Source organism: Candidatus Hydrogenedentota bacterium (assembly GCA_013359265.1).
Classification (GTDB): Bacteria; Hydrogenedentota; Hydrogenedentia; order Hydrogenedentales; family SLHB01; genus JABWCD01.
Window position 1 is genome coordinate 386119 of sequence record JABWCD010000005.1, and the last position, 12576, is coordinate 398694.

Annotated in this window: 11 protein-coding genes; 8 read left to right on the plus strand and 3 right to left on the minus strand. The window is 59.3% G+C overall.

Annotated features, from left to right (window positions below; all coding sequences use genetic code 11):
- Positions 1-114: 114 nt before the first annotated feature.
- From HUU46_06965 to HUU46_06995, 7 genes are all read left to right on the plus strand, one after another.
- Complete coding sequence (locus HUU46_06965; protein NUM53366.1) at positions 115-774, plus strand: phosphoribosylanthranilate isomerase; 660 nt, start codon at positions 115-117, stop codon at positions 772-774.
- Complete coding sequence (gene trpB / locus HUU46_06970; GenBank protein ID NUM53367.1) at positions 716-1957, plus strand: tryptophan synthase subunit beta; 1242 nt, start codon at positions 716-718, stop codon at positions 1955-1957. The genes HUU46_06965 and trpB overlap by 59 nt, the downstream gene beginning before the upstream one ends.
- Positions 1954-2784 (plus strand): tryptophan synthase subunit alpha, encoded by an 831-nt coding sequence (locus HUU46_06975; protein ID NUM53368.1) that lies wholly within the window; start codon positions 1954-1956, stop codon positions 2782-2784. Before trpB ends, HUU46_06975 begins: the two co-directional genes overlap by 4 nt.
- A gap of 93 nt (positions 2785-2877) precedes the next feature.
- Positions 2878-3711, plus strand: coding sequence for a prepilin peptidase (locus HUU46_06980; protein NUM53369.1), 834 nt, complete (start codon positions 2878-2880; stop codon positions 3709-3711).
- A 12-nt stretch (positions 3712-3723) separates the two neighbouring features.
- On the plus strand, positions 3724-4899 hold the full coding sequence (gene aroC, locus HUU46_06985; GenBank protein NUM53370.1) for a chorismate synthase: 1176 nt from the start codon (positions 3724-3726) through the stop codon (positions 4897-4899).
- 66 nt (positions 4900-4965) lie between these two features.
- Positions 4966-5928 carry an MBL fold metallo-hydrolase gene (locus HUU46_06990; protein ID NUM53371.1) on the plus strand — a complete coding sequence of 321 codons (963 nt, stop codon included), beginning with the start codon at positions 4966-4968 and terminating at the stop codon, positions 5926-5928.
- Between the two features lie 125 nt (positions 5929-6053).
- Entirely contained in the window at positions 6054-7037 is a 984-nt protein-coding gene (locus HUU46_06995; protein NUM53372.1) for a class I mannose-6-phosphate isomerase, read from the plus strand.
- Positions 7038-7056: 19 nt separating this feature from the next.
- On the opposite strand, the gene HUU46_07000 is transcribed toward HUU46_06995, so the two are convergent.
- The 3 genes from HUU46_07000 to HUU46_07010 form a co-directional block, all read right to left on the minus strand.
- Entirely contained in the window at positions 7057-7926 is an 870-nt protein-coding gene (locus HUU46_07000) for an SDR family NAD(P)-dependent oxidoreductase (protein NUM53373.1), read from the minus strand.
- Between the two features lie 72 nt (positions 7927-7998).
- Positions 7999-9525: a DUF2851 family protein gene (locus HUU46_07005; protein NUM53374.1), complete on the minus strand. Its 1527-nt coding sequence runs from the start codon at positions 9523-9525 to the stop codon at positions 7999-8001.
- Between the two features lie 711 nt (positions 9526-10236).
- Entirely contained in the window at positions 10237-10587 is a 351-nt protein-coding gene (locus tag HUU46_07010; protein NUM53375.1) for a hypothetical protein, read from the minus strand.
- Positions 10588-11106: 519 nt separating this feature from the next.
- Here HUU46_07010 and HUU46_07015 point away from each other — a divergent pair.
- Entirely contained in the window at positions 11107-12546 is a 1440-nt protein-coding gene (locus HUU46_07015) for a hypothetical protein (protein ID NUM53376.1), read from the plus strand.
- Positions 12547-12576 lie beyond the last annotated feature (30 nt).

The following is a 12576-nucleotide window of genomic DNA, read 5'->3' on the forward strand; positions in this document are numbered from 1 at the left end:
GTTTTGCCGACCTATTTCCGTGCCCAATTGGCGCATACTTGGGCGTAATCAGTAGCGGGGAATTTTGCGGCATTCGTACGCCGCCGATATACTCTTGTCCCCGTTCGGAACTGAATGAAGGCCAAAACCTTGCACGATTCAGCTACAAAGGTTAAGATTTGCGGGATTACGTCGCTGGAGGATGCGTTGGCCGCGTGCGAAGCGGGCGCCGACGCGATAGGCTTCAATTTCGCGGAAGAGGCGAAGAAGCGTTGCCGGTACATCGAACCGGACGAGGCAAGGGCGATTGCCGCGCAATTGCCGCCGCTTGTGATGGTTACGGCGGTCTGCGTGAACGAGCCGTCCAATCGGTTGCGCTACTTTTTGTCGTTTTGCGATCGGGTTCAACTTCACGGTGAAGAGCCCGCCGAGCAGTGCAACAATTTCGGCGCGCGAGCGATCAAGGTCTTTCGCGCCGGGCCGGGCTTCCAGATCGAATCGATGCGCGACTACCGGGTTGGCGCGTACCTTTTGGACGCGTGGGCACCTGACGCGCGGGGCGGCACGGGCAAGACGCTCGACTGGGACATCGCCGAGAAAGCCGTGTCGCTTGGAAAGCCGATTATTCTTGCCGGTGGACTGACGCCCGACAACGTCGCCGAGGCCGTTCGCAGGGTGCGGCCGTATGCAGTGGATACCGCGGGCGGGGTCGAATCCGCCCCGGGAAAGAAGGACCATGCCAAGCTCAGAAGCTTTGTTGAGAACGCCAAGCGGGCCTTACTCGCTGCCGGATAGCCGCGGGCGCTATGGCCGTTTCGGCGGACGATACGTCCCCGAAACGCTCATGCACCCGCTGATCGAGCTTGAAGAAGCCTACGCCGGCGCGCAGACCGATTCGGCGTTTCAGGCCGAACTCGAGCGCTTGCGCAAGCACTATATCGGCCGCCCGACACCGCTCTATTTCGCGCGCCGTTTCACCGAGCACCTTGCCGGCGCGAAGGTCTATTTCAAACGCGAGGACCTCGCCCACACGGGCGCGCACAAGATCAACAACGCACTTGGGCAGACCCTGCTCGCCAAGCGTATGGGCAAGCGCCGCGTTATCGCCGAGACCGGGGCGGGTCAGCACGGTGTCGCGACGGCCACGGCGTGCGCGCTGCTAGGTCTCGACTGCGAAGTCTACATGGGCACCGAGGACATGGAGCGTCAGAAGCTCAACGTCTTCCGGATGCGCCTGCTCGGCAGCAAAGTGACGCCCGTCGATTCGGGCACGAAGACGCTCAAGGACGCCATCAACGAGGCCATGCGTGACTGGGTAACCAACGTCGGGGATACGCACTACGTTCTCGGTACGGTTGAAGGTCCCCATCCCTATCCGCTGATTTGCCGCGATTTTCAGAAGATCATCGGCGAGGAAACTCGCGCGCAAATCATGGAACAGGAAGGCCGCCTGCCGGACGTTCTCATCGCGTGCGTCGGCGGCGGCAGCAATTCCATCGGACTGTTCTTCGAGTTCATCAAGGACGAATCCGTAAAGATGATCGGCGTGGAAGCGGGCGGCCACGGCCCCGAAACAGGGCGCCATGCGGCGCGTTTCGCGGGCGGCGTCGTCGGAATGCTGCACGGCGCAATGAGCTACGTATTGCAGGACGCGCATGGCCAAATCATGGGCACGCACAGCATTTCCGCGGGCCTCGATTATCCCAGCATCGGACCCGAGCACGCCCACTGGCACGACATCGGCCGCGTCGACTACACCTACGCGAACGATGATGAAGCGCTGGATGCGTTCAAACTGACCAGCCGCCTCGAGGGCATCATTCCCGCGCTCGAAAGCGCGCACGCCATCGCGCACGCGGTCAAGATCGTACCGAAACTCGGCAAGGACCAGATTGTGATCGTGAACATGTCCGGCCGCGGCGACAAGGACGTACAGCAGGCCGCGCGGTTTCTGCTCAGCGGGGAGGACTCGCTGTGAACCGCATTGACGCACGTTTTGCCGCGCTCGCCGAAACCGGCGACACCGCCTTCATTCCATACATCACCGCCGGCGATCCCACGCTCGCGATGACAGCGAAGATCGTGTTCGAGCTCGATCGCGCTGGCTGCGATATCGTCGAACTGGGCGTGCCCTTCTCCGACCCGATTGCAGATGGCGTCGTGAACCAGGAAGCCGCGCAGCGCGCCCTCAAACATCATGTCACCCTTCACGATGTCGTGCACGATGTCGTGAATTTGGTTCGCGACATCCGGAAACAAACTGAAGTCCCGATAGTCCTCTTCACGTACTACAATCCCGTCCTTGCCTACGGAATTGAATCGTTTGCGCGTGATTGCGCCAACGCCGGCGTCGATGGCGTGTTGTGCGTCGATCTGCCGCCGGACGAGGACGACGATTATAAGACGACCTTGGACAGGCACGGCGTTGCGACCATATTTCTCGCCGCGCCCACGAGCACGCCCGAACGCATCGCGCTGATCGCGCGGCACTCGACAGGGTTCGTCTACTACGTTTCGCGCACCGGCGTCACGGGCGAACGCGCGGACATCGCTTCGACCGTTCAAGGCATGGTCGCCTCGATCAAGCAACACACGGCAACCCCGGTCGCGGTTGGATTTGGCATATCCAGCCCGGCGCAAGCCGCGGAAGTCGCCGGTTACGCGGACGGCGTGATCGTTGGCAGCGCAATTGTTCGCCTCATCGGAAAGTCGGGTGATTCACCGGATACTCCGAAGAATGTGTATACCTTCGTAAAACCGCTCGTGGACGCCGCGAAATCTGGTGCGGCGGCCTCCAGAGCATGATCGATGTGGCAAATCTCTAGACCCTAAACCCAAACACCATACCCGAGAATTACACGCATGCCCGGTTACGACATACAAACGCTCGATGCCCTAATGACGGCGATCTCGTTCATCGTCGGCGCAATGGTGGGCAGCTTCCTCAACGTCTGCGTGTACCGGCTTCCGAAGGGCGAGTCGATCGTGCATCCGCGATCGCGGTGCCCGAAGTGCGAGAAGCCCATACTTTGGTACGACAACATTCCCATGCTGAGTTGGCTGATGCTCGGCGCAAAGTGCCGCAACTGCAAGACGCCGATCAGTTGGCAGTATCCGCTCGTCGAGGCAATCACCGCGGCGCTGTTCGCGGGCGTCTACGTCCGCTTCGGATTCACGCCGGCGTCGCCCATCTATATGCTGCTGGCTGCATCGTTGGTTCTCGTAACGTTCGTCGATCTGACGGACTGGACCATTCCAAACGAAGTAACGTTTCCGGGCATTCCGCTTGGGCTGGTTTGCGCGCTGGTCGCCATGTTCGTACCCGATACGAACCTGATGATTCTGAGCCCACCGAGCGTTCCCATTTTCAGCGCGCTCCTGGGCGCGCTTGTCGGCGGCGGCATCCTGTACCTGCTCGACAAGGGCGCGCTGCTCTTTCTCGGCAAGCGCGGCATGGGATTCGGCGACGTAAAACTGATCGCGATGCTCGGCGCATTTTTCGGCTTCCCGGCGGTGTTCATGATTATCGCGGTCGCCGCGTTTGGCGGCGCGATACTCGGCTACAGCCTCATCCTCCTCCAACGTTCGAAGGGGGAAGAGGAAAGCGCGCACTACATTCCGTTCGGCCCGTACCTGTCGTTCGCGGGAATCGTCGTCATGTTTTTCGGCGAGTACTTTTATAAGTGGTGGACGACTTCGGTCGGCCTCGACATTCCGCAACTGCCGTACTAAGAGGACCAATTCGTGTTACGTTATCTCACCGCCGGGGAATCGCACGGGCGGGGCTGCTTCTGCATCCTCGACGGGTTCCCCGCGGGGCTTCGCCTCAAACCCGAGGACATCAACTTCTGGCTCGCCGAACGCCAGAAGGGCTACGGCCGCGGCGGTCGCCAGCGTATCGAGAAGGACGAAGTCGACGTGCTTGCCGGCATGCGCGGCGGCGTGACCCTCGGCGGACCAATCCTGATGGTGGTGTGGAACCGCGACTTCAAGAACTGGGCCGACGCAATGGACCCGTGGAAACCGTCCACCGGCCCGCGCGCCGTGAAGGTCGTGCAACCGCGCCCCGGCCACGCGGACCTCGTCGGCGCGATGAAGTACGAGCAAGACGATTGCCGCAACATCCTCGAACGCGCGTCGGCGCGTGAAACAGCCGCGCGCGTCGCCGCGGGCGCCATGTGCCGCAGACTGCTGGCCGAGTTCGGCGTCGATCTCGCGGGACACGTCGTTCAAATCGGGCCGGTTGCCGCAAAGACGGACAAGGTCAATTCGAGCGACATCCGAAAACTTTCGATGAAATCGCCGGTCCGGTGCTGCGACAAACAAGCGGCATCTGCTATGGTCGACGTTATCAAGAAGTGCAAACGCGACAAGGATTCCGTCGGCGGTATCGTCGAAGTTCGCGCGTGGGGTCTTCCGGCCGGCATCGGCACATTTACGCAGTGGGACCGCAAGGTGGACGCGCGCATCGCGCAGGCAATGATGAGCATTCAGGCCGTGAAGGGTGTCGAAATTGGAATCGGCTTTCGCGGCGCGGGCAGGCTGGGCAGCAAGTATCACGACGAGATCGTTCGCGAAGACAAGCCGCGCGTGGGGGGGAAGTACCGCCGCCTGACGAACAACCTCGGCGGTACCGAAGGAAGCATGACAACGGGCGAAGAGCTGATTGTCCGCGTGGCCAAGAAGCCCATCTCGACGCTGATGAAACCGTTGCGCACGGTGAACATCGAAACGCTCGAACCCGCGCTGGCCGTCCTCGAACGAAGCGATACCTGCGCGGTCCCGGCGCTCGCGATCATCGTCGAGTCTGCGCTCGCGATAGTCCTCGCCGAGTTTTTCATCGAAAAATTCGGCGGTGACACCGTCGCGGAAATGAAGCGCAACTTCGACCGCTACGTCGCCGAAATCAACAAGCGCTAATACACGAAGCGGGTTGGAAGGCCGAGTGACGCGAGGCTCCGTCCGGGCCGCAAGCAACAAGCGTAAATGACAAACATTCCAGACGACATCGTTCCGATCCCACTCCCGACTCCGTTCATCGTTGGTCCGGTCAACACGTTTGTCATAAAGCGCGAGCCGATCACGCTCGTCGACACCGGCGTCAGTACGGAGGACTCCTACGCGGCCCTCGATGCGGGGCTGAACGCCCACGGCCTTGCGATTCGCGACATCAAGGCCATTCTCCTCACGCACGGACACGTCGATCACATTGGCCAACTGTCGCGGCTGGTCGAAGAGTCCGGCGCGGAGACGTACGCGCATATCTCTGTCGTGCCGCGCCACGATGACCCGCGGGAAGCAGAGCGCAAGTCGCGCGAGTTCATCTACAAGACATTTCACGAATTCGGGGTACCCGGCGAGATAATCGAAGCGGCAAAGAAAGCGAGAGAGAGTTTTCAGGGAATGAGCGGGCCGCCTCGTATTGACCACACGCTGGCGGATGGCGAACGTGTTTTCGAGTTCGATGTATTGCATGTCCCCGGTCATTCGTCCTCCGATACCTTGTTCGTCGATCGCGATCGTAGCCTTGCATTCACCGGCGACCACGTACTGAAAGGGGTCAATCCCACGCCGCTTATTCGCCGCGACCCCGCAACGGGCGAGCGCGTGAAGAGCCTGCTGCAATTCGAGCAATCGCTCGAACGCACGCGCGCGCTCGGACTGGCAATCATGTATCCCGGCCATGGCGCCGTGATAACCACGCCCGACGAAGTCATCGGCCGAATTCTCCAACGTCACGAACGGCGCACGGAAAAAGTCCTCACATTGGTCCGCGAACGCGTCGCGACGCCATTTGAGGTGTCCCGAGTACTCTTCCCGGAACTCGACAACGAGCACATCTACCTTGCGCTGTCCACCGCGATAGGGCACCTCGATATACTCGAGGCGCGCCGGCAGGTCCTTGCGCAGTCAGACAACGGGGTCACTTACTACGCACGCCTCCACTAACTTGCCCAACGTGTTGCACTGTTCATCGCGTACGTTCACAGGCCGAAGCGAGATTCCGGTCGGCGTGAGACCGTCGCCACCCGGGCGGTGGCTGTGCTCGCCTCAATTGCGGTAACCTTGCTCATATGACCACCAAATTCGGCATTCTCCGCTTCCACGAACAGTACTTTGAACGCATCTGGGGCGGTCAACGCCTGCGATCTCGTTATGGCAAACCGATTCCTGCGGACAAGTCGATTGGGGAGGCTTGGCTCATTTCGGATCACCCGTCCGCGGTCAGCGTTGTCAGCGACGGTCCGCACGCCGGCCGCACCCTGCACGAACTACTCGAGATGGACGCGGACGCGTTGCTCGGTTCGCGAACGAAACTCACCCCGCACGGACGCTTTCCGCTTCTCCTCAAGCTGTTGGACTCGACCGATGTCCTTTCAGTCCAAGTGCATCCGGACGACGCAACGGCGGCTGCCCTCGGGGAGCCGGACGTGGGCAAGACGGAGATGTGGCACATTCTCCATGCTGAGCCAGGCGCGGAGCTTTTCTGCGGACTAACGCCCGGAACTACGCCCGAACAGGTGCGCGCATCGATTGAGGCAGGTTCGCTTGAGGGCCATCTGCTGCGATTCAAAGTGAAGCAGGGGGACTCGATATTCGTGCCAGCGGGCACAGTGCACGCCATAGGCGCGGGAATCGTGCTGGCGGAGATCCAGCAGAACAGCGACCTGACCTACCGCCTGTACGACTGGAACCGGGTCGATGCTTCGGGACGGCCGCGCGACTTGCACATCGACAAGGCGCTGAAAGCGATACATTTTGACTACAAAAACTCAGCGGAAAATATAATAGATGCGAATGCGCGAGCGCAGGCCCGGCATGTTACTGACCTTGTTTCATCGGCCTATTTCTCAGCCCGACTCTGCACGCCAGGTAACCCTGTCGCGTTTCAGTGTAAAGGGCTGTTTTTCATCATATTATGCATATCTAGCTGCATCAGTGTTTCTACTGAAACACTATCGGTAGGCCTTGAATCAGGGCAGGCCTGTCTGCTCCCTGCCTGTGCCGATAATTTTACGCTGTCTGGCGGCGGCCAAGCGCTGGTGTATTCTGCGTGAGAACGTACGGCGCGTGAAGTCAGTGCGCCATGAGGTTGTCGATTCCGGGAGGCGGCACAAACTTGGGCGCCGTTCCGTCCGTGATCGCGCCCATTCGCATGTGGATCGCGGGGGTCAGTTCCGGGTGTGTCAGAATGTAAAACCGATCCGCCAAGACGGCGTCGACGACGTGGTCCGCGATGACGTCCGGCGGCAAACCGTTGTCAACCACGTGGCGGGTATGTTCCCGCATCAGTTCGCCGACGGAGCTCAAGTTGGGGTTTTCGTTTAGAAGTTCCGAGGGCCGGTTTCTGTCGGAGTCGACGATTTTCGTGCTGACCCACGCTGGGCACAAGACCGATACCCCGACTTTCGTTTGCAGAATCTGCATTTCGTGGTAAAGCGCTTCCGACAACGCGACGACGGCATGCTTCGTCGTGCAGTAGATGCCCATGCCGGGGCCGGTAATCAGTCCCGCGATGGAGGCTGTGTTCACGATATGGCAGTCTTCACCCTGTTCGAGCAGGATGGGCAGGAACGCGTGCACGCCGTGTATCACACCCCAGAGGTTCACACCGACGACCCATTCCCAGTCGCGGATGGTGCTCTCCGTGAGGAGGCCCGCGGTCGCGACGCCGGCGTTGTTGCAGACGACGTGAACGCTGCCGAAATGTTCGCGGGATTTTGCAGCGAGCGACTGGACGTCCGGCAACTTCGCAACGTCGCACCGGAGCGTGAAAACTTCCGCCCCCGAAGAGCGTAGTGTAGCGGCCGCGGATTCGAGCGCGCCGGTCTCGATGTCCGCGAGGGCAAGCTTCATCCCTTCGGCGGCGAAGCGCTTCGCCATGGCAAACCCGATTCCGCTGGCCGCGCCCGTAACGACGGCGACCTTTCCTTCAAGCGATTGCATATGCCCCCTGTTGCGCGCGCTGGTTTAACTGGCGCGGCGTGTCATGCGATAGCGGATATGCCGAGCACGGCATCACGCACCGCACGGTCCCATTCGATTACCGGTCTGCGACTTTGCCGTCCCTTCCGGATCGAGATGTCCGATTATCGGACAGCCCCGGCACGACGGGTTCGACTCGCACCAGTCCTGATACACCTGCAGCAGCCCTTGTTGCAGGCGGAAGTTTACTTTGCCGGGCTTCGCGTCTCCAAATACGCGCGGAAGCATGCGCTTCACCACGTGGTTCTCACTTTCCTTGGGCATTGCCGCGAAGAATTCGAGCGCGCGTTCTTCGAGTGAACGGTCGCGTTCGCGTCGCGCGACGGCCAGCGCCGCGGGAAGGAACACGTTGCCGATGATCGCGCGCACGCGCGCCGCGCCCAGCGTGGCCACGGGCTTTGCGAGCCGCTTACCGGTCCACGTGCAGTGTTCCGCCCAAAACCCCATCGCGTCGGGGAACAAGTTCTCGAGCGCGCGCCGCCGCGCGGCCACGGTGTTTTCGGCGCGCCATATTGTGTTTAAGGACTCCCAAAGTCCCGCGCGCGACGTTCGCGCGAGGAACCGCGCGGCGCCGCTGAGCCTACGCTCGGGATAATTGTTGGGCCGCACGCCGACGCGTTTCCACGTCAGCGGTATCGAACGCAGCCCCGACAAGTGATCGCGGCGCAGCGCGCGCAACCGCGCAAAGTGGGGGACCGCTGTTGTTCCCTCCGGCAACGCATCCGGCAGCAGGCCCGCGAGTTGGAAGAACGCGGCCTCGACGAGAAATGCGTCGTGCTTTGCGAGCTGCACGACGCGCTCGTGGGGCAATTGCTGTGCGATTGCGCGGAAGTGGTGCTTGTACCGGCTGTATCCGCACGCGGTCAAGAAGGCCTCGTACACCGCCTGATCGACGCCAACGCGATCCATGCGCTCGCGGATTGCGCGGGCCTTGTTCAGCATGCGCCACTCCCCGGCAAGCATGACGAAGTCGCGAACGCGACCGGCGCCGTGCGCCTGCGCAATCCCCGCGCAGTATCCGCGCCCGAGCGAGACATCAACCTCGCCGTTCCCCGCCTCCGCGAGATCGGGCAGGTTGTAGATCGATTCATCGACGTAGTTGCCCAACAACAAACACGGGACCGCGCGGCCCGTCGATGTCAGCGGGAGGGCGGCGGGGGGCTTGGGTTCGAGCACGACGACAAGCAATACGTTGTCGTAGCGCGGGTCGAGGTGGTGTCCGTGTGCACGCCACGCGGCGTGATCGAGATGAATCTCGATATCACCGGTCCGCGTCGTTCCGCCAAATTCGATCTGCGCGCCGCGGAAATCCGGCCCCTCGGAGTGGTTCCACCACCCCGGGGAAACGATGCGCACACGCTGGCCCTCGGTCGTCACCAGCGCGTCCGCATCGAAAAGCTGGTCATACCAAATGGCCTGGATGATCTGCTCGGATACGGCGCGCTTCCCCTCGCGCGCAACGGTCACGAGCCGCGCGTACGCGTCCCGGAATACGCGCGCGTCATCAACAGAATTCGTTGCAGCCCCAGCCGTCATCGGTTTCGTCACCCTCGCGCGCATGATAACACCGGTACGCGCATCGGGGAAGTCGTCCCCGCTGTCCGCGACGCGCTTCTACTTCTTATGTCCAGTGTGTTGCACCGTTCTTCGATGAAGACATTGTTTTGTTGAAGCTGTTGCGACAGATTGCGTTTCAAGGATTGTGGCGGGATCGAAAGGACCAAAAGGATGAAACGCGAATTGGAGATCGCGGCGGTTGATGACTTCCGAGCGCCGGAATTCGACACGGCGTTACGGCCCCAGAGGACGGGTCCCTCCTCGAGGCCGCGGCCAAGGACAGATATGTCCTGCGTACTCGCGGGCTTTGGTGGACAAGCCGGGGGTGCGGCGAATTTTTTTTGACGGAGGGGGGTGTCGCGAAGCATTTTGACGATTCAAGGGGGGGCGGGGCGCCAAAATCGTCGTAACTCCAGGTTTCATGGTCCCCCCGCGTTCGACACCCCTGGGGTGTCGCCTAACCACAGACCGCACCGATTCCGTGTTTTGTCCGCAGTTGAACGCTGCTCTTGCCGACCACGGATCGCGCGGGTCGCGAAGTGAGCGCGGGCGTCCTGCGGTTGGAGCATCGGATTGCAGCGACGAGTCCACGCCGGGCCGCAGCGTTCGACACCGTCCGTGCTCCCGTCTCAAGCTGGCGACTCGCTACCGCGTCATTCGCATTCTCGCTCTACTTCTTTGCCCATGGCGTTGCACTGGCGCGGCGCGGTTTCTTCAAGGCGCACGCAACAACGAGAGGTTGGGCGCGCCGTCGCAGAGATTGAATGTGGCGCCAGTTCGAAATGGGTACGGTTTCCCCTGACGGTCGCTCTCGATGTTGAAAAGGTGGCCACCGACGCAGTGCACTTCGGACGTGATTTCGAGGCCGTCAATTGCAGTCGCAGCCAGGGCGATGTGGAACTCGCTATCGGCCGTGAAACGAGGCACTCCGTCCCAGGAGACCGCGCCGTTTCGCACCACGTAGAAATCGATCTCCGTACATCCGAGAATGCACTGAATTTTGTTGATTGCGTCGATTTGCGCGAGCAGTACGGGACGGTACTCGTCCGCCAGTGGGTCGGCCAATTATCGCAGGACAAGCGACTCCCAGGGCGTCCATTCGCAGAACCGCGCGCGCAAGCCTTCGAGCATTGAACACGCTCCACAGCGACGTTTGGGGCTTCTGAGGGATTCTACCACGTTTGTCTCGAAAGATAAGGAGTGACGCGGCGCGTCATATGTGGCGGCCGCGAATCATCACCCACAAATTGGACAGATGAATGCGCGGCAAGGAACTCTCATTACGTTACCCAGTGCAGGACGTACCACCGATGCTGGCTAGTTGGGGTTGTGTTCAGGGCGATTGCATTAAAATGCCATCCTGCTGAGTACCTTCGAGGTAGTCATTGTTCCATGCAGATTTCCCACGTCATATCTATTGGCAACTCTCGCAGTGTCATGGACTTTCAATGAGATACCCCTAGGGTTGTGTTCAAGACACTCATTTCATCTATGATACATTTAGTTTGATTGTTTGTGCTCTGAAGCTTTCCCTTGTCGCGCCTTGACGTGCGAATGCGTCCAAACATCGGGAATCTACTAGCTATGAACGACGAGACTTCAGGTCTGAATGCAAATCAAGACTCCGCACCTGCAACGCCTAGGCCGCCCACCTCGTCATCACCTGACGACAGTTCCAGAACATTAAACTCCGAGATGCGCCTTCAGATTGCCGAAGAGGTACGCCAGCAAATAGATCGCGAACGAACGCTCTTCGAAACTTATGTCGGTAAGTGGATAAAGCTAATAGGCTCGGTGCTTGTCATTGCTGGAGTGCTCCTCACCGTTCTAGCTGTGAGAACGTTGCAGGACGTTAAAACGATAGCTGTAGAGCATGTAATGAAGAAGACGGAAGAGTTGATAACTTCGGAAGACTCTAGGACAGGAATCCGTCACAGCCTACAAGATGCTCTAAACCGCGCCTGGGTCGCGTCCGTGCTTGTCTCGGACACTAATCAAGATGCTCCGCGTAGACTTTCCCAGAATCAGTATGAACAGATACGTTTGTGGCTTGCGGATCAAGAATTAGACTACGCGCAATTTGCAGATGCGCTTGCTGTCCTCAATGAGCAAGATGAGAAGGACAAGAAGCGAGACGCGCTGCGATTGCTGTCAGAAATGCTAAATCCTGCGCCGGATTCAACCTACAACTGGATTCTCAACGAACCAGAGAAAAGACAAGCGATTCTTGAAATATTCCTGCATCCAGCAATGGCCCCGACGGCTTTGCAGATTTTGTTGTCACAAGACTCGTCTGCAACTTTGAAAAAATCTGCATCTGAGTATATACGTCGTGTTCAATTCGGAGAAGCGAACGATCAACTGCGTGAATTGCTTGCAAAAACCGACAACGGTCCTGTTCGCGAAAGTTTGTTTGTAACATGTGCCGCATTTGAACCGGCACACGACGAATTCTTGAAGGAAATCGATGGCTTGATCGCTTCAACAGATAAAACGTTTGCTGTTCGAACGGGCTTTGAGATACTGGTCCAGTTGTGGGGCGATAGGCGAAACGGTCTGTCAATTGCAGACAGCGACAGGGAGAAAGTGACAAATCGACTGCTGCCATTTGTATTGGCAAATGGTGGACGTTTTATGATATTGGAGGCTAAGCTCGGGAGTCGTGTGCGTGATTTCTATGGAAATTTCGTGACACCGCCTCGGGAAGTTTATCGCGTATATTACGACGTCAAGAGTGGTACTCATTCAACCGAAACTAGTGATTTTGGATCCGTAGAAACCTTCAAGATGTTTACTCCATACTGGTCCTATCTGCACGCAATTGTTAATTCAAATGACCTTGCGAAACTACAACAGGTTTTGCCAGGAATAGGCAGTTCGATTTATAGTCGTGGATACCCTATAGGTAGTATGATATTGACTGTAGGAGAAGAATGTGACGTAACTGTTAGAACCGTTGGGCGGCCCCCGTTTTGTAGACCAAGTGAAATGTTAGGGAACCGGGGTTGGTTGATTGCATGTTAGCCGATTCCTGGTGCGTGTGCTACTGTAGGT